The sequence below is a fragment of the Mesorhizobium sp. MC2-1-1 genome (genome assembly GCF_057597255.1).
The window spans coordinates 4,245,004-4,267,073 of record NZ_CP195205.1; the positions used below are offsets into that span (position 1 = coordinate 4,245,004).

The window sequence follows — 22,070 nt, forward strand, 5'->3', positions numbered from 1 at the left end:
GTCACGCTCCCAATATGTCGTCGATGAAAGGCAGGTAGCCGGCTGTCAGTCCGGCGTCCACCGGCACCACGGCGCCTGTTATGCCGGAAGCACGCTCCGAGGCAAGGAAAGCCACGGCTTCCGCCACTTCCGAAGCATTGACGATACGGCCGAGCGGATAGAGCCGCCTCAGCCGGCGGAGGATCTCGGAATCCTTGGCCAGGCGATGGTCCCAGGCGGCGGTGCGGATCGACCCCGGGCAGACGACATTGGCGCGCAACCCGGCGCGGCCGAGCTCGACCGCGATCGATTTGGCATAGGCGTTGATGCCGGCCTTGGCCGCGGCATAGGCCGGATTGCCGAAATGCGAGATCGCGTTGACCGAGGAGATGAAGACGACGCTGCCCGAACCGCGCGCCGCCATCGCCTTGATCAGGGGATCGGCGAACGTCATCACGCCGGTCAGATTGAGGTCGAGTTCCTGCTCTATTGTGTCCGCCGTCAGCGCCTTCAACGTCTCGGCGCGTGTCCAGCCGGCATTGTTGATCAGAATGTCGGGGACGCCGTCCTTGTCGAGCAACGCGGGGATCGCGGCTTCGATCGAGGCCCGGTCGAGCAGGTTGAAGACGTGGCGCGAGGCGATGTGCGGACTGGCCAGCGCCTCCGTCGACTGGTCGCAACCGACCACGCGCGCGCCTCGGCCGGCCATGAGCTCGACGATCGCCGAACCGAGGCCGCCGCCGGCGCCCGTGACGACAATCGTCTTGCCTTCGAACTCGGCTTTCGAAACCACCTTGCCCGCTCCTCCGCCCCTCATCTTAAGCCGGCAGGCTAACCAAGCAAATGTAATTTAGCAACATGATAATCCGCTTGCACGGCGTGAAATGATCGATAATGTAGGAAAGTAACATAAATCCTGCGCTCCTAAGAGCCAGGCGCGAATGCGCATCAATGGGAGAAATCAGATGAGCCTTGCGAAATGGACTGTCGGCCTGCTGGCCGGAATGAGCATGATGGCGCTGGCAGCACCGGCCAATGCGGGCGAGGTGCGCGTCACCGTCGCCGAATACAGCGCCAAGACCGGCCCCTATTTCGAGGAGGTGAAGAAGGAATTCGAGGCGGCCAATCCCGGTATCACTATCAAGTATGAAGTGGTGCCGTGGGATGTGCTCCTGCAGAAACTCACCACCGACATCACCGCCGGCACCAATGCGGATCTCTCGATCATCGGCACGCGCTGGCTGATCGACTTCGTCCAGCAGGATGTCGCCGAGCCGCTCGACAGCTACATCAAGCCCGAGTTCAAGGACCGCTTCATCGACACCTTCCTGCAGCCCTCGATCATGGACGGCAAGACCTACGGCCTGCCGATCGCGGCTTCGGCGCGCGCCATGTATTACAACAAGGAACTGTTCGAGAAGGCCGGCATCGCCAAACCGCCGGCGACCTGGACCGAGCTTCAGGAAGACGCCCGCAAGATCAAGGCGATCGGCGCCTTCGGCTTCGGCTTGCAGGGCAAGGAGATCGAGACCGACGTCTATTACTACTATGCGATGTGGTCGCAAGGCACGGAGATCCTCAACAAGGACGGCACGTCGGGCCTCGGCACGCCTGGCGCGCTGGAGGCCGCCAAGCTCTACAAGTCGATGATCGATGAGGGCCTGACGGAGCCGGGCGTCACCTCCAACAACCGCGAGGACGTGCAGAATCTGTTCAAGCAGGGCAAGGTCGGCATGATGATCACCGCTCCCTTCCTGTCCAACCAGATCAAGGAAGAAGCGCCGAACCTGAAATACGGCGTCGCGGCCATCCCCGCCGGTCCGACAGGCGCGCGCGGCACCTATGGCGTCACCGACTCCATCATCATGTTCAAGAACTCCAAGAACAAGGACGAGGCCTGGAAGCTGCTCGATTTCCTGTTCACCAAGGAGCAGCGCGCCAAGTTCACCCAGGGCGAAGGCTTCCTGCCGGTGAACAAGGAAGAGGCGAAGATGGACTATTACGTCAACAACGCCGACCTCGCGGCCTTCACCGCGCTGCTGCCTGACGCCCGCTTCGCGCCGGTCATCCCGGGCTGGGAGGAGATCGCCCAGATCACGTCCGACGCCATGCAGAAGATCTATCTCGGCAGCGCCACGCCGGAAGCGGCCCTGAAGGACGCGGCCGACAAGGCGAACGCCGTGCTGAAGAAGAAATAAGGGCGTATCTCCCTGCGCCCGTGGCGCGCTCCCCCGTCGGAGCGCGCCACCCCTTGCCGGCCTCGGCAATCCGGAAAGCGCATGGCGGTTCCGCGCCGGGCAAGCCGCAACCGGATTGAGCCAAGCCGGCAAATCGGCGAAATTCGTCCGCAAGTCCTATCCACCGCAACACGGTGCCATCCAGCCGATGCAAAGCCGGACCCTGCCCTATCTGCTGACGCTGCCCAGCCTGCTCCTGGCGGCGGTGGTGATCTTCTGGCCGGTCTGGGACCTTGTCCAGATAGCGACGCATGACGTGAATCGCTTTGGCCAGCTTCGCGAGTTCAGCGGCCTGGCCAATTTCTCGGCGCTTGCCGCCGACCCCGATTTCATCGCAGCACTCTGGCGCACCGGCCTGTGGACCGCGCTGGTCGTCGGCGGCGCGTTGTTGCTTTCGATCCCCGTGGCGATGATCCTCAATATGGACTTCTATGGCCGCGGGCTGGCCCGCGTCATCATCATGCTCCCCTGGGCGGTCTCGCTGACCATGACCGCCGTGGTCTGGCGCTGGGCCCTCAACGGCGAAAGCGGCATGCTGAATTCGGCGCTGATGAAGCTCGGCATCATCAGCCAGAACATCCAGTGGCTGGCGAGCGCCGAGACCGCCTTTCCGATGCAGGTGCTGATCGGCGTATTGGTGACGGTGCCCTTCACCGCCACCATCTTCCTCGGCGGCCTGTCCTCTATCCCCGAGGATCTCTATGAAGCGGCGGCGCTCGAGGGCGCGACCCCCTTGCAGCAGTTCCGCGAGATCACCTTCCCGCTGTTGAAACCCTTCATCAACATCGCGATCGTGCTCAACACCATCTATGTGTTCAACTCCTTCCCGATCATCTGGGTGATGACTCAAGGGGGGCCTGCGAACTCGACCGATATCCTGGTCACGCATCTCTACAAGCTTGCCTTCCGCATCGGCAAACTGGGCGAGGGTTCCGCGGTGTCGCTGGTGATGTTCGCGATCCTGCTCGTCTTCACGATGATCTATGTGCGCCTCGCCATGCGGGAGCAGCGCGCATGACTCCGAAGCTGAAACGCACCGTCATCGCCTGGCTGCTGCTGGCTCCCTTGATCGTCGTGACGATCTTCCCCTTCGCCGTGATGCTCCTCACCGCCGTCAAGCCGCGCACCGAGGTGCTGACGCCCACCTGGTGGCCGAGCGAATTCCGCTGGTCGAATTTCGCCGATATGTGGGTGGCGACCGGCTTTGGCCGGGCGCTCGTCAACTCGCTCTATGTCTCGGCGCTGGCGACGATCGGCGCGATCCTGATCTCGGTGCCGGCGGCCTACGCCATGTCGCGCTTCCGCTTTGCCGGCTATGGCGCGTTCCGCCAGTTCCTTCTGATCTCGCAGATGATCTCGCCGATCGTCCTGGTGCTCGGCTTGTTCCGGCTGATGGCGGCCTGGGGACTGGTCGAGAGCACCACCGCGCTCGGCTTCATCTACATGGCCTTCAACGTCGCCTTCACCGTGTGGATGCTGCAGAGCTATTTCGACACTATTCCGCGCGACCTCGAGGAGGCTGCCTGGATGGAAGGCGCCGGCCGCTGGCTGACGCTGCGCAAGGTGTTCCTGCCGCTCTGCCTGCCGGCCATCGCGGTGACGGCGATCTTCACATTCATCAACGCCTGGAACGAGTTCGTCGTGGCGCTGACCATGCTGCGCAGCCAGGAAAGCTACACGCTGCCGATCCAGGTTTTCTCGCTGGTCGCAGGTCGCTATACGATCGAATGGCACCATGTCATGGCGGCCACGCTTCTGGCGACGCTGCCGGTGGCGATCCTCTTCATCTGGCTGCAGCGCTACCTGGTGCGGGGCCTTGCGCTCGGGGCCGTCAAATAGCAATTCCAGCAAAGAACGCAGCGGTTTCCGCCGGATTTGCGAACAACAAGAAGTCTAGGGAGCGTTCATGCGCATCTTCACCGCCTCGCTGGCGACGGAAACCAACACCTTCTCGCCGGTGCCGACCGACCGGGCTTCGTTCGGGATGGCTTTCTATGCCGGCCCGGGCAAGCACCCGGAGACGCCGACGCTCTGCTCCTCGCCGCTCGTCGCTTTGCGCAGACGGGCCGCCAAGGAAGGGTTGATTGTCATCGAAGGCACCGCCACATGGGCGGAGCCCGGCGGTCTGGTGCAGCGGCAGACCTACGAGGCGCTCCGCGACGAGATCCTCGATCAGCTCAAGGCCGCCTTGCCGGTCGACGCAGTCATCCTTGGCCTGCACGGCGCCATGGTCGCGCAGGGCTATGACGATTGCGAAGGCGACCTGCTGGAGCGCGTGCGCGCGATCGTCGGGCCGAACGTGGTGATCGCCTCCGAATTCGATCCGCACAGCCATCTGACACCGAAGCGCGTCGCAGCCTGCGATATCATGGCCTATTTTCTCGAATTCCCGCACACCGATTTCTACGAGCGTGGCGAGCATGTCGTCGAGCTCGGCCTCGCCGCGGCGCGCGGCGAGATCGAGCCGGTGATCTCGACCTTCGACTGCCGCATGATCCAGGTGCTGCCGACCAGCCGCGAGCCGATGCGCTCCTTCGTCGACAAGATCAAGGCGCTGCACGGCAAGGATGGCGTGCTGTCGATCTCGGTCATCCACGGCTTCATGGCCGCCGACGTCCCGGAGATGGGCACCCGCATCCTGGTCGTCACCGACAACGACAAGGCAAAGGGCGAAAAGCTCGCCGAAACGCTGGGGCGCGAGCTTTACGCTCTGCGTGAAAAGACCGCCATGACGATGCTAACCGCCTCGGCCGGCATCGAGCAGGCGATGGCCGTCCGCGCCAGGCGCCAGGACAAGCCGGTCGTGATCGCCGACATCTGGGACAATCCCGGCGGCGGCGTACCGGGCGACGGCACCATCGTGCTGCGCGAGCTTCTGGCACGCGGCGTGAACAAGGTCGGCGTGGCGACGATCTGGGATCCGATAGCCGTGACCTTCTGCCATGCGGCCGGCGAGGGCGCAGTCATCGACCTGCGCTTCGGCGGTAAGGCCGGCCCTCAGGCCGGCGAGCCGATCGATGCGCGTGTCACTGTGCTGAAGGCGGTCCACGAAGGATGGCAGAGCTTCGGCCCGAGCCGGGTGACGCTGGGGCCGTCTGCGGTGGTGCGCATCGAGGGCACCGAGGTCGACGTCATATTGAACACCAACCGCACTCAGACCTTCGAGCCGGATATCTTCTCCAACATCGGCATCGATCCGCTGGCGAAAGACGTGTTGTTGATCAAGTCGACCAACCATTTCTACGCCGGCTTCGAACCGATCGCCGCCGAGATCATCTATGTCGCGGCGCCGAGTTCCTATCCGAGCAACCCGGCGGTGACGGATTACAGGAACCTGAAGCGGCCAATCTGGCCAAGGGTGGCGGATCCGTGGAAACAGCCAATCTCCCCCCTCGTGGGGGAGATGCCCGGCAGGGCAGAGGGGGGCGCGAAGGACCGCAACCTCGCTTAGCTTGGGTAACAGGACCCAAGCGGGGATGTCGGCGGATCTCTGAACTGAGACGCCGGCGGGACAGCGCCCCCCTCTGGCCTGCCGGCCATCTCCCCGACAAGGGGGGAGATCACCCAATCATACCAATCCCCTCTTCGCCATCATCGCTTCCGGCGAAGGCATCTTGCCCCGGAAAGCGGTGTAGAGCTCTTCCGGATCCTTCGAGCCACCGGCGGCGTAGATGTTCTTGCGCAGCCGTTCCGCCAGTTCCGGATTGAAGGGGTCTCCCGTCTCCTCGAAGGCCGAGAAGGCGTCGGCGTCGAGCACTTCCGACCACATGTAGGAATAATAGCCGGCTGAATAGCCGTCGCCGGCGAAGACATGGCCGAAATGCGGGGTGCGGTGGCGCATCGCGATGGTGTCGGGCATATGCAGCTTTTCCAGCGTCTCGGCCTCGTAGCGAAGCGGCTCGGCGGGCGCGTCCGGCCGCGCGTGATAAGCCATGTCGATCAGCGCCGAGGCGGTGAACTCAACCGTGGCGAAGCCGGCGCCGAAGGTGCGGGCGGCGAGCATCTTGTCGAGCAGTGCCTTGGGCATCGGCTTGCCCGTCTTGACGTGCAGCGCGTGCTTTTCCAGCACCGACGGCACCGTCAGCCAGTGCTCGTAAAGCTGCGAGGGCAGTTCGACGAAATCTCGGCTGACGGACGTTCCCGAAACCGAGGGCCAGGTGACATCGGTCAGCATGCCGTGCAGCGCGTGGCCGAATTCGTGGAACAGCGTCTTCGCTTCGTCGACCGATAGAAGCGCTGCCTCGCCGGCCGGCGGCTTGGCGAAGTTCATGATGTTGTAGATCACAGGCTTGGCGCCATGGCCGAGCTTGTAGCCGGATTGCAGCGCGCTCATCCAGGCGCCGGAGCGTTTCGACGGCCGCGCGAAATAGTCGGCCAGGAACAGGCCACGCTCGCTGCCGTCGGCGTTTTTCACCACGAACACACGGGCATCCGGATGCCAAGCCGTAATGCCCTTCTTCTCCTGGAAGCTGATGCCGAACAGTTTCGTCGCCACATCGAAGCAGGCTTCGATGACGCGCTCGAGCTGCAAGTAAGGCTTCAGCTCCGCCTCGTCGAAGGCGAATTTCTCGGCGCGCAGCTTCTCCTGATAGAAGCGCCAGTCCCAGGCGGCGAATTTCTCGTTGCTGCCGGCTTCGGTCGCCAGCCGCTCCAGATCCTTCTGGTCGGCGGCGGCCTTCTCCAGCGCCTTTTCCCACACGGGATCGAGCAGGTCGTGCACCGCCTTCGGCGTCTTTGCCATGGTGTCGTCGAGCTTCAGCGCCGCGAAGGAGCCGTATCCAAGGAGCTTCGCCTTCTCGGCGCGCAGCTTCAGCATGTCGCGCACGACATTGGTGTTGTCGGTGGCGCCGCCGTTCTGGCCGCGCATGGTGAAGGCTCGGAAGGCGATCTCGCGCAGGTCGCGGCGCTCGGAGAAGGTCGAGAACGGCTCGTAGATCGAGCGCGACAGCGTCACTGCATAGCGTCCCTTCTGACCGCGCATCTCCGCTGCCTCGGCCATGGCGCTCTTGAGAAACTCCGGCAGGCCGGCAAGGTCCGCCTCGTCGAGGAACAGCGCCCAGTCGCGTTCGTCGGCAAGGACGTTCTGGCCGAAATTGGTGCCGAGCGAGGAAAGCTCCTCATTGATGGCCGCAAGCCGCTTCTTGCCCTCGGCGTCGAGTTTCGCGCCGGACCGCACAAAGCCCTTCCAGGTCTTCTCCAGCACGCGCAGCGTCTCGGCGTCGAGCTTGAGGCTGTCGCGGCGCTGGTAGAGGTCGTCGATGCGGGCGAACAGCTTCTCGTTCATCGAGATCGCCGAGAAATGCCGCGACATCTTTGGCGAGACCTCGCGCTCCATCGCCTGGATGGCGTCGTTGGTGTGGGCGCCGGCGCGGCACCAGAAGATCGACGAGACACGGTCGAGCGCGTCGCCGGCGAGCTCGAGCGCCGCCAGCGTGTTTTGGATCGTCGGCGTCTCGCCGTTCCCGGCGATCGCGTCGATCTCGGTTTGGTGCGACGCAAGCGCCGCGTCGAAGACCGGCCCGAAATCATCGTCGCCGATGCGCGCAAAATCCGGCAGGCCGAGCGGCCCCTGCCAGAAGGTCAGCGGATGGGCGGCGAGGTCGACAGTTTCTGTAGATGACATGGGCACTTCCGGTGGGCTGGTTTGGAGGCGGGCCATCCCGATGTAGGGCGATGCAGCGCGCGGTGCAACTCGCCTCAGTAGGCGCTGCAATCCTGCGCAACCGCCGTCTGGGTGCTGGCGGTGATGCGCCCGCCCGCCACGGTGAAGGTCTCGCGCATCAGCGTATCGTTGTTGGGAAAATCGTAGCAGGCGAGCACGGTGGTCTGGCCGTTCTCCCTCTTTTCGACGCGATGCCGGATCGCCGCGCCCGCGACCGCGCCCTGCCATTCGTCGATCGAGGCGATGAAGTCCTGCTTGGTCTGGACGACGCCGATGTCGTCGAGCTTCATGCGCACGTCGTCGGCAAGCAGCTCGGACAATTCCGTGCGGTCGGCGACCAGCAGCGCCGAATACCAGCGATCGATGACGGCGCCGTCATCGGCGCTGGCGCGCCCGATTGTACACAACAGCAACGTCGCCGCGAGAAAGACCTTCCACCGGCTTTGGGACATTATCCCTCCGTCACAGCTCCGGCCGTTCGAAATCGCCGGTTTCCTTGTTCATCACCCAAAGCTCTCCGGTCGAGATGTCGAACCAAGCGCCGTGCAGCGTGAGCTTGCCCTTGCCCTCAAGGATCGAAACGCAGGGAAAGGTCCTGAGATTGGCGATCGAATAGCGGATGGAAATGCGCTCCAGCGCCGTCTGGCGCTCGGTTGCGGTCATCATCGTGCTGGCGGCCACGGTCTCGGCGGCCGGCGCGATCAGGCTCATCCACTTGCCGATGAAGTCTCCGGGCGACAGCGGCGCGGAGTTGGTGTCGAGCGCGGCGCGTATGCCGCCGCAGCGGCCGTGGCCCATCACCACTATGTTCTTCACCTTGAGGCTCTGCACGGCGAATTCGAGCGCGGCCGAGGTCGAGTGGAACTCGCCGTCGGGCTCATAGGGGGGCACCAGATTGCCCACATTGCGCAGAACGAACAGCTCGCCCGGGCCGGCGTCGAAGATAGCTTCCGGGGCCGAGCGGGAATCGCAGCAGGCGACGATCATCGTTTCGGGTGACTGGCCTTCGCGCGCCAGGGAGCGGTAGCGGTCGCTTTCGGAGAGATAGCGGCCATTCATGAAGTTGCGGTAGCCGTTGATGAGATGCTCGGGCAGATGCGGCATGGGTGGCTAGAGCCTTTCCGGGGTTGGAGGCGGCAAGGTCGTGGCGGTCGGAAAGCCTGTAGCGGCAAATGCCGGTCGCGGGCAATGCCGAATTGCGGATCGCGCGGTCGCAATCGCGATGCGGCGAGCGTGGCGTGATTATGCCCAGATGGCGATTGGGATACCGAAACGATCGGTCAGCGGGGGATCGGGCGAAGGCCGGGCCTCGCCGCTGACGATGCGCCCGGCGATCAGCATCATGGCGGCGGCGTCCAGGAAATCGTCGCTCGCCGCGCCTCGTGGCGGCGCCTGGTCGAGGAAGGTTTTCTCGTAGCCATGCCGGCAAAGCAGCGCCTTGCGCTCCTCCATGCCGGCCGCGTTGACGGCGCCCTTGATCTTCTTCGGCAGCGACATCGCCGTGCCGCCATTCAGCCGGCAGAATGCCACTTCCGGGTGTGATTCATAGACGCGGTGACGCAACTCCGGCCGCGCGATCAGCAAGGAATCGATCTCGCGGATCTTCGAGAAAATACCGAACGCCTGGATGGAAACGCCACGCGGCGGGTCGGAGGTCTCCATCGCCACCGCGCTTGCCCGCCGATGCGCCGCATGCCAGGCCTCGATCGTGGTGAAGTCGCCGGTATCGGCATAGAGCGCCGCCCGTGAAGGGATGGCGAACACGCTCGACTGCCGCGCCTTGAGCAGCGGCCGCACCAACGCCTCCGGTCCGCGCCCGCCCTTGCTTGAAAAATCCGGCAGGCCGATCGGCATGTCGACGGCGATCGTTGCATCCGTCAGCGCCTCGAGCAGCGCCTGGAAGCTCCGAAAGACCGAGACCGATGGCGGCTTGTCCAGTTCGCGATGGACGACGATCCAGCCTGCCTTGCAACCGTCGACGCCCGCGAGCTTCACGCCCGCTTGTCCCGCCCGGGATGCAGGAGGTGACGCAGCTGCACCATGGCCATCGGGTGCGACAGGCTCTGCGCGTCGGTTTCGAGCTGCAGCTCGTCGCCGCCGCGCTTCGCGGTACGGGCAAGGATCTCGTAGACAGCCGCCGTGGTCGATTGCAGCGCCTTGGCCGGGCCCTGGCCGGAAAGGACGCGCGCCAGATAGACGGCGGCCGTCAGGTCGCCGAGCCCGTTTGGCGGCTTCTCGATGATACGATGCTCGGCGAGCAGTGCGTGGCTGCCGTCGAGCAGGAAATTGCCGATGCCACCGGCCATCATCGCGGGCGCCGAGGTCACCAGCATGGTGGAAGGGCCGGCATGAAGCGCCGCCGCCGTCACCGACTTGATATCCGGCAGCGGCGCGCCCGCCATCCATTCCAGCTCATAGCGGTTGGGCGTCGCGATATCCGCGATAGGCATCAGTTTGTCGCGCATGGCGACGGCGGTCGGCTCCGGCACGTAGAGCCCGCCGGAATCGCCCATCACCGGGTCGCAGACGTAAAGCGCATTCGGCGTCTTTTGCTTGACGGCGGCGACCAGCGAGGCAACAGCCTCGGCCTGGCCCGCCTCACCGAGATAACCCGAAAGCACGGCCCTGACCTCTCCCAGCCAGGGCGCGCGCTCGAGATCGGCCATTAGTGCCTTGAATTGGTCGAGCGGCGGCACGATGCGCGTTGCCCGGCTGTGGCCCGGATGCCAGGGCAGGATGACGGTCGGCACCGCCCAGACCGGGAAGCCCAGCGTCTCCAGCGCGAACACCGCGGCGCGATTGCCGACCGAGCCGCGGGCGACATGGCTGGAGATGACGATGACCGCGCGCGGCGCGTCGGTTTTTTCTGCACTCATGAAAGTTGATTCCTAAGAGCAATTCCAGGGAAAGTGTGTAGCGGTTTTCCGTCCGGAATTGCGTCAAAACAAAGTGCCACGCGTGGCGGCATACACCAGCCAGGCCAATAGCCCAATGGCTATGACGAAACCGAGCGTTCGGCCAATGCGGGTTCCCCAATACTCGATAGGATCGGCGCGGTCGGCGTCGGCGGCAGTGACGCGATCGCGTGCGCCCTTCGCCGTGCGGACGATGAACGAAGCGCCACCCGGCGACGTCTCGCGCGCCACGCGCTCGAGGATGCGGCGCGATTCGGTCTCGTCGTCCCGGCTCTCGGCCATGGCGATTGCCCTTTCCTGTCCTGACCTTAGAGCAATTCCAGGAAAAGTGCGAACCGGTTTTCCGTCCGCAATTGCGTCAAACAAGAAGACAGCTTCCTGTTCGTGCTTCTATTCACTGCAGCTCGCGGCGGAGCCGCGACAAGCGCCATGAGCCGGACATTTTATTACGTGTGGATTGTGGTAATGCTTCGCATGCAACTTCTGTCGAGGGACCAATGATGATTGCCGAGCGCCTCTCACCACCTTCCGCCTTCCGCGGCCTGCCTGCCTTCCTGTTGATGGCTTTCGTGCTGCCGCTGCTTGCGGGCTGCGGCTACAACACCATTCCGACGGCGGAAGAGAACGCTAAGGCGGCGTGGAGCGAGGTGCTCAACCAGTATCAGCGCCGATCGGACCTGATCCCGAACCTGGTCGAGACGGTGAAGGGTTATGCCTCGCATGAGAAGGACACGCTCGACGCGGTCGTCGAGGCGCGCGCCAAGGCGACGCAGATCACGGTGACGCCGGAGACGCTGAAGGATCCCGAGGCGCTGAAGAAGTTCCAGGACGCCCAGGCCGGTCTGACCAGCGCGCTGTCGCGGCTGATCGCCGTGTCGGAAGCCTATCCCGATCTCAAGGCCAACCAGAACTTCCTGGCGCTGCAAGCGCAACTCGAAGGCACCGAGAACCGCATCGCGGTGGCGCGACGCGACTACATCCAGGCGGTCAGGGATTACAATCTGACGCTGAAGACTTTCCCGTCCGTGCTGTGGGCGACCTTCTGGTTCCGCGGCAACGAGCCCTTCGCCAATTTCACGGTCGATGAAGACAAGATGCAGGTGCCGAAGGTGGATTTCGGTACGAGCACGACGAAGCAGGGCGGGTGAGAGCCCCGACGGTCGTCGGAATGTAGTTCTGCGAAAGGCGGACCGCTCGCGTGTGGATACTCCCCTCTGTCCTGCCCGACATCTCCTCCCCGAGGGGGGAGATTGGCTGTGCTGTCGACGGCGCTCCCATTGCGGCGACGGCGATTGGCGAAGGCCAAGGTGACGTTCAATCTCCCCCTTCGGGGGGGAAATGCCCGGCAGGGCAGACAGCGGCGCCTCGCGCCAACCTCTCTTTCGTTGGTATTCTGCTCGGCGTTTTCTGCCTCTTCCTCCTTCCCGTTGCCGCCTTCGCCGCCGACCTCCCCGCGCTGACCGGCCGCGTCGTCGACAATGCCGGCATCATCGATGCCGGCACCCGCGCGGCGCTGACGCAGAAGCTCGCGGACTTCGAGACCAAGGGTTCCGACCAGATCGTCGTCGCCACCATACCCAGCCTCGGCGGCGAGGAGATCGAGCCTTATGCCAACCGGCTGTTCCGCTTCTGGAAGCTCGGCCAGGCCAAGCAAAACAACGGCGTGCTGCTGCTGGTCGCGCCGAACGACCGCAAGATGCGCATCGAGGTCGGCTACGGGCTGGAAGGCACGCTGACCGACCTGCACACAAAGCTGATCATCGAGAACGACATGGTGCCGGCCTTCCGCGCCGGCGATTTTTCCGGCGGCATCAGCAAGGCCGTCGACGACATGATCATGGTGCTGGAGGGCAATCCCGAGGAGCTGGAAGCGCGCGGCAAGAGCAACCAGCAGTCGCCGCTAAATTCCGACAACCTGTTCTTCGCCATCTTCATCACCATCTGGGCGCTGATCTTCTTCGGCGGCATCGCGATGACGGTGCTGCCGCCGATCTTCGGCCAGAAGATCGGACCCGGCCGCTATCGCTGGCTCGGAATGACCTTCGATCAGAACCGGAGATCCTCCTCGGGCGGCTGGTCGGGCGGGGGCGGTGGCTGGTCAGGCGGCGGAGGCTGGTCGTCGGGCGGTGGCGGATTCTCCGGCGGCGGCGGCTCGTCGGGCGGCGGCGGCTCTTCGGGAAGCTGGTGAGGCAAGATGGCTACGCGACCGATCAGCGCCGAGGACCATGACCGCATCGCCGAGGCGATCCGGACGGCCGAACTGAAGACCGACGGCGAGATCTACTGCGTCGTCGCCCGCGCCAGCGACGGCTATTTCTTCCCGGCTGCGTTCACGACGACGATCGGCCTGTTCATCGCCGGCCTTGCCGTCGCCTATGGGCTGGAGGCCTGGTGGCTGTCCATCCGGCTGCCGCATTTCTTGCTGGCGCAACTGCTGGCATTCGCGTCGGTTCTCGCCCTGCTCTGGCTCCTGCCCTCCTTGCGTATCCATTTCGTGCCGAGAAGGCTGCGCTACCTGGCCGCGCACGCCAATGCGGTGAAACAGTTCCTGGCGCGCAACGTCCATCGCACGAGCGCGCGCACCGGCGTGCTCATCTTCGTCTCCATCGCCGAGCATTATGCCGAGGTCGTCGCCGACTCGGGCATCGATGCCAAGGTCGGCCAGCATGTCTGGGACGGCGTTGTGCGCGACCTGACAGGACACGCCGGTGACGACCGCCTGGCCGACGGCTTCGTCAAGGCCATCGGCACGGTCGGCGCGGTGCTGGCCGAGCATTTTCCGGTCACCGAAGGCGACGCCAACGAGCTCGACGACCACCTCGTCGAGATCTGACAGGCATCTCATCCGGCGGCCTGCCCTTCGGCTGTGCGAAAGCGTCGAGGGGCTATGGCTGACTCTTTGCAATCGGGCGATGCGGGTTTATGGTTAACCAATCATGAACACGCTGACGATTGATATCCGGAAGGCAGAGCCGCGCGACGCAGGCGCCATCGCCGAGGTGCACCAGCAGGCTTGGCGCGGCGCGTATTCCGGCATCATCCCGCACCGCACGCTGACCTCGATGATCAACCGTCGCGGCGTCGACTGGTGGGCCAACGCGATTCGCCGAGCGGCCACCGTCCTGGTGGTCGAGATCGGCGGAACGGTCGCCGGCTACGCCACTATCGGCAAGAACCGTGCCCGCGAGCTCAAGCAGCAGGGCGAGATCTACGAGCTTTACCTGCGTCCGGAATATCAGGGCATCGGGCTCGGCAGCCGGCTGTTCAAGGCGGCGAAGGCTCGCCTCGCCGATCACGGCCTGCGCGGCCTGGTGGTGTGGGCGCTGGAAGACAACCACAACGCCTTGGCCTTCTACGCCGGCAATGGCGGCCGCGATATCGCCGAAGGCGTCGAGGTCTTCGAGCAGAGGGCGCTGAAGAAGGTAGCCTTCGTCTGGGAATGAACGGGATCCCGAAGCGGCCCGCGCCAGGTTACAGCTCATCACAAACTGTGCGCTTTCGTTAGCTTTCAGCACCAATCGTCGCATTGCACCATGACGTTTCGCCCGCTATCGATCTTTTCAATCGAGAGAGGGATTTAGCCATGCGTATCGAAGCGATTGCCATCGGGAAGAACCCGCCTGAGGACGTCAACGTCATCATCGAGGTGCCGATCGGCGGCGAGCCGATCAAATACGAGATGGACAAGGAGGCCGGCACTTTGTTCGTCGACCGCTTCCTGCACACCTCCATGCGCTATCCCGGCAATTACGGCTTCGTGCCGCACACGCTGTCGGGCGACGGCGACCCGATCGACGTTCTCGTCTGCAACACCCGCGCGCTGGTGCCGGGCTGCGTCATCAATGTGCGGCCGATCGGCGTCCTGATCATGGAAGACAATGCCGGTCAGGACGAGAAGGTTATCGCCGTTCCCTCGCCGAAGCTTACGCTGCGCTATGAGAACGTCACTGAATACACCCACCTGCCCGAAATCACGCGTCAGCAGGTCCAGCACTTCTTCGAGCACTACAAGGATCTCGAGCCCGGCAAATGGGTCAAGATCGAGGGCTGGCACGATTCCAAATACGCCAAGAAGATGATCGTCGACGCAATCGCGCGGGCGAAAGCGGCAAAATAAGATTCTTGTTTTGCCGCAATTGCGGACGGAAAGCCTCTTCACACTTTTCCTGGAATTGCTTTACCGCACGGCCTTCTCGCCGCCGGCCGCGGTGATGACGCCGACGATGATCAGCCCCGTCAGCACCAGCCGCACGCCGGCGCTGACCCCGAATGTGTTGAGCATGGTGAGCAGCAGCACCAGGAAAAGGCCGGCGCCCCAGACGCCGGGCACGTTGGCCTTGCCGCCGGCGACCGACGTGCCGCCGATGACGACCACGGCGATCGAGGCGAGCAGATATTCGTTGCCTATATCGACATTGGCGCCGCGGAAATAACCGGCGAGCAGCGCCCCGTCGATGCCGCCGAGCGCCCCGCACAGCGTGTAGGTGAGAAAGCGGACGCGGCCGACATTGACGCCGGCAAGCCAGGCGGCGCGGATGTTCTGGCCGATCGCCAGCACCGAACGTCCATAGATCATGCGCTGCAGCGCCAGGGCCGCACCGATGGTGAAGACCACCGTCAGCATCGCCAGCACCGGAATTCCGAAAACCTGCCAGTTGGTGAAATCGGCGAAGCCCGGCGGCGGCTTGATCTGCAGGCCGCGGCCATAGCTGATATCGACCGACTGGATGATGAAGCTCGCCGACAGCGTCGCGATGATCGGCGGGATGCGCAGCGCCCAGATCAGCAGATAGTTGATGGCGCCGATCGCGGCGCCGCAGGCCAGTGCGGCAATCAGTCCGACGACGATCATCGAATCGCTGCCGCCCATCACCTTCATGGCGACCGCGCTGGCCAGCCCGATATTTGCCGGCAGCGACAGGTCGACATTGCCCGGCCCCAGCGTGATGACGAACATCTGGCCGACGCCGACGATGACGGTGAAGACGGCAAGCGAGAGCGCCGCCGTGACCATGCCGCCACCGCCGTAGCCGCCGGTGAAGGCGATCGTCGCCAGCCAGACGACCAGCGCGCCGACGAACGACCAGATCCAGGGCTTTTCGAGCAGTATCCGCAGCGAAGCCATGGCTTACCGCTCCCTGCGGCTGATCAGGACGCGGGCCGCCAGGACGATGATCAGGATCGCGCCATTGGCGGCCACCTGCCAGTCGGGCGGGATATGCATGAAAGTGAGCAGCGGCGAGGCAGCCAGCGCCAGCGTCAGCGCGCCGAGCACCGCGCCGATCGGCGATACGCGACCGCCGACGAACTCGCCGCCGCCGAGAATGACGCCGGCGATCGAAAGCAGGGTGTAGCCATTGCCGATATTGGCGTCGGCCGAGGTGGTGATGCCGATGAGCGCCATGCCGGAAAGCACGCCGAACAGGCCGGTCAGCGCGAACAGCACGATCTTGGTTTTGAGCAGCGACCAGCCGGCGCGCCTGAGCGCCGCCGCGTTGCCGCCGGAGCCGCGCAGGATGACGCCGTAGGAGGTGCGCATCAGGCCGAAATGCACGACCGTGGCGATGAGCAGCGCGGCAAGGATCGGGAACGGGACGTAGGGCGGCTTGAACGACGTGATCGACAGCAGCCAGTCCGGCGCCTTGCCGCCGGGCTTGGGCAGGACGAGGACGGCAAGCCCCTGCCAGACGAAGCTCATGCCGAGCGTCACCACGATCGACGGCAGGTTGCGCAGATGGATCAGCGCGCCAAGCAGGGCATAGACGCCGATCGAGCCGAGCAGCACGAGGATGCCGAGGAGCGGCGCGTCACGCAGCCAGGTCGCGGTGACGCAGCCGACGAAGCCGACAAAGGTCCCGATCGACAGATCGAGCTCGTTGCCGGCGATGACGAACATCTGCGCGATCGTCGCCAGCGCGATCGGGATCGCCAGGTTCAGCATCAGGTTGAACCCGAAATAGCTGATCGCGCGTGGGTTGAGCCAAGCGATCGCGATCAGCACCAGCGCCAGCGACAAAGCCGGCAAAAGTCCACGCAGCATGCGTGCCCGGGCGGCGGCGCTGCGCGGCGAGGATTTCGGAAGCGTGCCGGGAGCGATCGCCGTCATGTCAGGCCGCATCGCCGAACGAGGACTGGATGATCTTTTCCTCGGTCAGCTCGTCGCGCCCAAGATTGGCGACGATCCTGCCGTTCTTGAAGACATAGACGTGGTCGCAATTGTCGAGCTCTTCGGTCTCGGTCGTGTACCAGAGGAAGGTCCGGCCCTTGGCGGCCTCCTCGCGCACGAGGTCATAGACTTCGAGCTTGGTACCGATGTCGACGCCCCGCATCGGGTCGTCCATCAGCACGATCTCGGCGTCGGAGCCGAGCGCGCGCGCAAACAGCGCCTTTTGCTGGTTGCCGCCCGACAGCGAATAGATGTTGTTGTTCATGTCGGGCGTGCGGATGCCGATCTTCTTCTTCCAGAATTCGGCGAGCTCGGCCTCGCGCTGGGGCGAGATCAGCAGCCCTTTGCGCAGCCGGGCCAGCGAGCGGACGCCGATGTTCCGCGCAATCGACCATTGCGCGAAGATGCCGTCCGACTGGCGGTCGCCGGCGACCAGCGCCACCGGCGCCGTCACCTCGATGCCTGCCCTGGCGCGGGCGGCCGCCGAGAAGATCGCCAGCAAAAGGTCCGTCTGACCGTGGCCGGCAAGCCCGGCGAGGCCGATGATCTCGCCCGCGCGGGCGACAAGCTCCTTGCCGTCCTGCTGCCGGGCCGGGCGCGCGCGAACCCTGAGTGCGCCGGCCTCGGCTTTCCGGGCTTCGACCGGAGCCTTGTGATGTCCTTCGGCGCCCCCCATGGCGGCGACGAGCTTGTCACGGTCGAAGGCGCTGGCTGCGTCCGCCGCGACCACCTTTCCGTCGCGCATCACCACGATGCGGTCGGCGTTCTGCAGCACCTCGCCCAGCACGTGCGAGATCAGGATGCAGCTGCCGCCGGCGGCGACGAAGCGGCGCACGAATGAAAGCAATTGCCCCGCCGTATGCGCGTCGAGCGAGGAGGTCGGCTCGTCGAGGATCACCAGGTGCAACGGCTCGCGGGTCAGCGTGAAGGCGCGCGCTACCTCGACCATCTGCCGCCTTCCGATCGAAAGATCGCCGGCAATGTCGTCCGCCGAAATGCCGTGGTCCGGAAAGATCTCGTCGAGCTTGGCGCAAATGAGATCGGCCGCCTTGCGCCGCCAGCCCAAGCCGGTGAGCGAGGGATGATTGATGCGGGTGTTCTCGGCAATGCTGAGATTGGGGCAGAGCGACAGCTCCTGGAAGACGCAGCGTATGCCGAGCTCCAGCGCCCGCGCCACCGAATAGCTTGCTTCCTGATTGCCGCGCACGGCGATCTGCCCGCCATCCGGCCGCAGCGTGCCGGCCACCATGTGCATGAGCGTCGACTTGCCGGCGCCGTTATGGCCGACCAGCCCTACGCATTCGCCGGCGCCGACATGGAAGTCGACGCCATTAAGGGCTCGAACGGCGCCGAAATGTTTTTCGGCGCCGTCCAGTCTAACGATATCCGCAATAGCCTGGAGCATCCTCGACTTTACCCGGCTGGCGGTGCGGCTGGCAACGTCGCGTCGCGGCTACTTGATGTTGGCCTTGATCGCGGCGATGGCGTCTTCTTGCGTGTATTCGTGCGTTGCGACACCGCCTTCCTTGATCTTCGGCAGCGCGGCCTCGAAATCGTCCTGCGTGAAGGCGAGGTAGGGCACAAGGAGGTCGTGCGGGATATCCTTGCGACCATCGAGCACTTGCTGCGCCACCCAGAAGGCGAGCGTCGACACGCCGGGCGCGATCGAGGCCGACCAGGTCTTGTAGCCGTCCTTTTCCTTCTGCTCCTTCCACCACTTCAGCTCGTCCTGGCGGTTGCCCATGATGATGGTCGGGCGCGGCTTGCCAGCGGCGGCGAAGGCTTGAGCCGCGCCATAGCCGTCACCGCCCTGGTCGACGATGCCGACGACATCGGGCAACGACGGCAGGATGGTCGCCACCGCCTTCTGCGCCGTGGTCTGGTCCCAATCGCCTGTCACCGAACCGACGATCTTGAATTCGGGATGCGCGGCGACGCCTTCGAGGATGCCAGCGTGGATGGCATCGTCGATCGAGGTGCCGGCGAGACCGCGGATTTCCAGCAGATTGCCGCCCTTGGGCTGGAACTTCGCCATCTGCTCGACTTCCTGCTTGCCCATGTCCTTGAAGTCGACGACGACACGGTAGGCGCAGGGTTCCGTCACGGTGCCGTCAAAAGAGACGACGACGATGCCGGCATCGCAGGCCTGCTTGATGGCGCCATTGAGCGCATCCGGCGAGGCGGCGTTGATCACGATGGCGTCGTAGCCCTGCAGGATCAGGTTCTGCACCTGAGCGGCCTGGGTCGGCACTTCCTTGTCGGCGGTCGTGAAGATGTCGGCGGCCGCGACCACCTTGTCCGCGACCGCCTTCTTGGTGACGATGCCGTAGCTGTCCAGCATCGCCTGGCGCCACGAATTGCCGGCATAGTTATTGGAGAAGGCGATCTTCTTGCCGCTGGTGTCGGCAAGCGCTGTGCCCGAGGCGAGCATCGCCGCGAATGCACTCAATACGAGCAGTTTCTTCATGTCGGTTCCTCCCGAGTTTGCTGGTCTTAACGGATGGTCGTAACGCAAATTCCCTGTTTTTTATCTATTGTCAGACAAATTCAGACGAACCGCAAGCTGTCAACTGCAAAGCTTTATGGGCCACGATCAACTTGCGGTGCAGCGATTGAAAAGCTTCTGGTTGATGGTCTAGGAACGCGGCAGGAGAAAGAATTTGATGGCAGTGACTCCGACCGTTGCCCAGGGCGCCCCGGGAATCGAAGCGCGCTGGACGTCGAGCGCCAAGAGCGGAGTGGGCACCGCCCTTTCGGCAAGAAGCCCGCTCTGGTTCACCATCAGCCACGGCATCCTGAACGAAATCTATTATCCGCGTCTGGACAGCGCCTGCACCCGCGACATGGGTCTGATCGTCACCGGCCCCGGCGGGTATTTTTCCGAAGAGAAGCGCGATGCGGCCCACACTGTCGAGACTTTCGAGGACGGGGTTCCCGGCTACAGGCTGACCAACATCGCTCCCGATGGCGCTTACAAGATCGAGAAGCGCATCGTTACGGATTCGAAACGACCTGTCCTGCTACAGGAGACCAGTTTCGTTTCGCTCAAGGGCCCGGCCGTCGATTACCGCGTCTACGTGTTGCTTGCCCCGCATCTCGTCAATGCCGGCATGGGCAACACCGCCTGGATCGGCGAACATAAGGGGCAGCGCGTTCTCTTCGCCACTGGACGCGGCGTCTCGCTTGCGCTTGCCTGCTCTTTGCCTTGGGGCGCCTGCTCGGCCGGCTATGTTGGCGTTTCCGACGGCTGGCGGCAACTCCGCGACGGCGGCGCGCTCGATCCTTCCTGCCAGGCGGCGGAGGACGGCAATGTCGCGCTGACCGGCGAGATCAGCTTTTCGGCCGGGAACACAACCGCCTTGCTGGCGCTCGGCTTCGGCGATTCTCCGCATGCAGCGGCGGACCTCGCCTTGGCAAGCCTGAAACAGGGTTTCGAGCCGGCCGCGAAAACCTATGTCGAAAACTGGCGGAAATTCCAGGCAGGGCTCGAAGGACTCGACCGCCTCGCCGCTTCCGGGTTGAACACCTACCGCGTCAGCACGGCGGTGCTGGCGACGCATCTGTCGATCGCCAGGCCCGGCGCCGCCGTCGCCAGCCTGTCGATCCCCTGGGGCTTCAACAAGGGCGACGACGACCTCGGCGGCTACCACCTCGTCTGGCCGCGCGACCTCGTCGAGACGGCGGGCGGCTTCCTCGCCGCTGGCGACGGCAGACAGGCGCTGCAGATCCTCGCCTATCTGCGTTCGATCCAGCAGCCGGACGGCCATTGGCCGCAAAATTGCTGGTCCGACGGCACCCCTTACTGGCCCGGCATCCAGATGGACGAATGCGCCTTTCCGCTACTGCTGGCCGATGCCTTGCGCCGCGCCGGCCATCTGCCGAAGTCGAAGCTGGCCGGCTTCCTGGCCATGATCGAGAACGCGGCCGCCTATGTCGTGCGCAACGGCCCGGTCACCGGCGAGGACCGCTGGGAAGAGGATGCCGGCTATAGTCCGTTCACCCTGGCCGTGGAGATAGCCGCTTTGCTCGCGGCGGCCGACATGCTCGATGTCTTCGGCAAAAGTAAGTCGGCAAACTATCTGCGCGAAACCGCCGATTGCTGGAATGACCAGATCGAGCGCTGGACCTACGTCACGGGGACGCAGGCAAGCGCCAGGGCGGGTGTCGAAGGCTACTATGTCCGCATCGCGCCGCCGGACGATGGCGGCGCCGCATCGCCCAAGGACGGCTTCGTGCCGATCAAGAACCGGCCGCCGGGCGATACCGACAAGCCGGCCGAGGCGATCATCAGCCCGGACGCTCTGGCGCTGGTCCGTTTCGGGCTCAGAGCCGCGGACGATCCACGCATCCTCAACACCGTCCAGGCCATCGACGCCGAGCTGCGCCGCGACCTGCCGCAAGGACCGCTCTGGTACCGCTATACCGGCGATGGCTATGGCGAGCACGAGGACGGCGCGCCTTTCGACGGCACCGGCCAGGGACGGCCCTGGCCGCTGCTTGCCGGCGAGCGTGGCCATTACGAGCTGGCTGCCGGCCGCAAGGACAAGGCGGCGCAACTGCTTGATACTCTCGAACGCTCGGCCGGCGCAGGCGGTTTTCTGCCGGAACAGGTCTGGGATCGCCCCGACATACCGGATCGCGAATTGCGGCTCGGCGCGCCTTCCGGCAGCGCCATGCCTCTGGTCTGGGCGCATGCCGAGCACATCAAGCTGTTGCGCTCGCTGCGCGACGGCGCCGTCTTCGACCTGCCGCCGCAAGGCGTCGAGCGCTACGTCAAAGGCGGGAGGGTATCGCCTTTGCGGATATGGCGTTTCAACAACAAGATTCGCTCCATCCCGGCCGGCAAGGCGCTGCGCGTCGAGCTTTCGGCGCCGGGCGTGGTCCATTGGAGCAGCGACAAATGGCTGACGGTTGCGGACGCCAGGACTGTCGAGAATGCGTTCGGCATCCATCTGGTGGATTTGCCCGTTGACCGCCTGCCGCCGGGAGCCGCCATCGTCTTCACTTTTTTCTGGCCCGAAGCGATGCATTGGGAGAATGTCGACTTCACAGTCGCCATCGACCAACCAAACGGCCAGTGAAATCTTCTTTCCTCAAGCAATCGGGATGAA

The 22,070-nt window shown here is 64.4% G+C and carries 21 protein-coding genes; 10 read left to right on the forward strand and 11 right to left on the reverse strand.

The features are described from left to right. Position 1: 1 nt before the first annotated feature. Complete coding sequence (locus ACR64R_RS20975; RefSeq protein ID WP_487358185.1) at positions 2–772, reverse strand: SDR family NAD(P)-dependent oxidoreductase; 771 nt, start codon at positions 770–772, stop codon at positions 2–4. Positions 773–944: 172 nt separating this feature from the next. Here ACR64R_RS20975 and ACR64R_RS20980 point away from each other — a divergent pair, with 172 nt between their 5' ends. The 4 genes from ACR64R_RS20980 (at position 945) to ACR64R_RS20995 (ending at position 5,667) form a co-directional block, all read left to right on the forward strand. Beyond that, positions 945–2,177, forward strand: a complete 1,233-nt coding sequence (locus ACR64R_RS20980; protein ID WP_487358186.1) for an ABC transporter substrate-binding protein — start codon at positions 945–947, stop codon at positions 2,175–2,177. Between the two features lie 187 nt (positions 2,178–2,364). After that, a complete protein-coding gene (locus ACR64R_RS20985) occupies positions 2,365–3,234 on the forward strand; it encodes a carbohydrate ABC transporter permease (RefSeq protein WP_487358187.1) in 870 nt (289 codons plus the stop codon). Next, positions 3,231–4,055: a carbohydrate ABC transporter permease gene (locus tag ACR64R_RS20990; RefSeq protein WP_487358188.1), complete on the forward strand. Its 825-nt coding sequence runs from the start codon at positions 3,231–3,233 to the stop codon at positions 4,053–4,055. The genes ACR64R_RS20985 and ACR64R_RS20990 overlap by 4 nt, the downstream gene beginning before the upstream one ends. Positions 4,056–4,122: 67 nt before the next feature. After that, entirely contained in the window at positions 4,123–5,667 is a 1,545-nt protein-coding gene (locus ACR64R_RS20995) for a M81 family metallopeptidase (RefSeq protein WP_487358189.1), read from the forward strand. A gap of 117 nt (positions 5,668–5,784) precedes the next feature. Here the strand turns inward: ACR64R_RS20995 and ACR64R_RS21000 are convergent, their stop codons facing one another. From ACR64R_RS21000 to ACR64R_RS21025, 6 genes are all read right to left on the reverse strand, one after another. Beyond that, positions 5,785–7,839: a M3 family metallopeptidase gene (locus ACR64R_RS21000; RefSeq protein ID WP_487358190.1), complete on the reverse strand. Its 2,055-nt coding sequence runs from the start codon at positions 7,837–7,839 to the stop codon at positions 5,785–5,787. Positions 7,840–7,913: 74 nt separating this feature from the next. After that, complete coding sequence (locus tag ACR64R_RS21005) at positions 7,914–8,330, reverse strand: nuclear transport factor 2 family protein (protein ID WP_487358191.1); 417 nt, start codon at positions 8,328–8,330, stop codon at positions 7,914–7,916. 10 nt (positions 8,331–8,340) lie between these two features. Further along, on the reverse strand, positions 8,341–8,982 hold the full coding sequence (locus tag ACR64R_RS21010; protein ID WP_487358192.1) for a carbonic anhydrase: 642 nt from the start codon (positions 8,980–8,982) through the stop codon (positions 8,341–8,343). Positions 8,983–9,120: 138 nt separating this feature from the next. After that, positions 9,121–9,873, reverse strand: coding sequence for a DUF429 domain-containing protein (locus ACR64R_RS21015; RefSeq protein ID WP_487358193.1), 753 nt, complete (start codon positions 9,871–9,873; stop codon positions 9,121–9,123). Then, positions 9,870–10,754, reverse strand: coding sequence for a pyridoxal kinase PdxY (gene pdxY / locus ACR64R_RS21020; RefSeq protein ID WP_487358194.1), 885 nt, complete (start codon positions 10,752–10,754; stop codon positions 9,870–9,872). Before pdxY ends, ACR64R_RS21015 begins: the two co-directional genes overlap by 4 nt. Before the next feature lie 63 nt (positions 10,755–10,817). Further along, positions 10,818–11,075 (reverse strand): hypothetical protein, encoded by a 258-nt coding sequence (locus ACR64R_RS21025; protein WP_487358195.1) that lies wholly within the window; start codon positions 11,073–11,075, stop codon positions 10,818–10,820. Positions 11,076–11,293: 218 nt separating this feature from the next. Here ACR64R_RS21025 and ACR64R_RS21030 point away from each other — a divergent pair, with 218 nt between their 5' ends. From ACR64R_RS21030 to ppa, 5 genes are all read left to right on the forward strand, one after another. Further along, positions 11,294–11,941: a LemA family protein gene (locus ACR64R_RS21030; protein ID WP_487362508.1), complete on the forward strand. Its 648-nt coding sequence runs from the start codon at positions 11,294–11,296 to the stop codon at positions 11,939–11,941. A 242-nt stretch (positions 11,942–12,183) separates the two neighbouring features. Continuing rightward, a complete protein-coding gene (locus ACR64R_RS21035; protein WP_487362509.1) occupies positions 12,184–12,981 on the forward strand; it encodes a TPM domain-containing protein in 798 nt (265 codons plus the stop codon). A 6-nt stretch (positions 12,982–12,987) separates the two neighbouring features. Continuing rightward, positions 12,988–13,626, forward strand: a complete 639-nt coding sequence (locus ACR64R_RS21040) for a TPM domain-containing protein (protein ID WP_487358196.1) — start codon at positions 12,988–12,990, stop codon at positions 13,624–13,626. A 103-nt stretch (positions 13,627–13,729) separates the two neighbouring features. Next, positions 13,730–14,236, forward strand: coding sequence for an N-acetyltransferase family protein (locus ACR64R_RS21045; RefSeq protein ID WP_487358197.1), 507 nt, complete (start codon positions 13,730–13,732; stop codon positions 14,234–14,236). 140 nt (positions 14,237–14,376) lie between these two features. Next, on the forward strand, positions 14,377–14,910 hold the full coding sequence (gene ppa, locus ACR64R_RS21050; RefSeq protein ID WP_487358198.1) for an inorganic diphosphatase: 534 nt from the start codon (positions 14,377–14,379) through the stop codon (positions 14,908–14,910). A gap of 60 nt (positions 14,911–14,970) precedes the next feature. Here ppa and ACR64R_RS21055 read toward each other — a convergent pair whose 3' ends face one another. Genes ACR64R_RS21055 through ACR64R_RS21070 form a run of 4 tightly spaced genes read right to left on the reverse strand, consistent with a single transcriptional unit; the run spans position 14,971 to position 19,426 of the window. After that, positions 14,971–15,918 carry an ABC transporter permease gene (locus ACR64R_RS21055; RefSeq protein ID WP_487358199.1) on the reverse strand — a complete coding sequence of 316 codons (948 nt, stop codon included), beginning with the start codon at positions 15,916–15,918 and terminating at the stop codon, positions 14,971–14,973. Positions 15,919–15,921: 3 nt separating this feature from the next. Beyond that, positions 15,922–16,899 (reverse strand): ABC transporter permease, encoded by a 978-nt coding sequence (locus tag ACR64R_RS21060; protein ID WP_487358200.1) that lies wholly within the window; start codon positions 16,897–16,899, stop codon positions 15,922–15,924. Position 16,900: 1 nt separating this feature from the next. Further along, the gene (locus ACR64R_RS21065; RefSeq protein ID WP_487358201.1) at positions 16,901–18,364 is read right to left on the reverse strand and encodes a sugar ABC transporter ATP-binding protein; all 1,464 of its coding nucleotides are present in this window, start codon (positions 18,362–18,364) and stop codon (positions 16,901–16,903) included. 48 nt (positions 18,365–18,412) lie between these two features. After that, positions 18,413–19,426: a substrate-binding domain-containing protein gene (locus ACR64R_RS21070; RefSeq protein WP_487358202.1), complete on the reverse strand. Its 1,014-nt coding sequence runs from the start codon at positions 19,424–19,426 to the stop codon at positions 18,413–18,415. 196 nt (positions 19,427–19,622) lie between these two features. Between ACR64R_RS21070 and ACR64R_RS21075 the strand changes: the two genes are divergently transcribed. Continuing rightward, a complete protein-coding gene (locus tag ACR64R_RS21075) occupies positions 19,623–22,040 on the forward strand; it encodes a glucan 1,4-alpha-glucosidase (protein WP_487358203.1) in 2,418 nt (805 codons plus the stop codon). Positions 22,041–22,070: the final 30 nt, after the last annotated feature.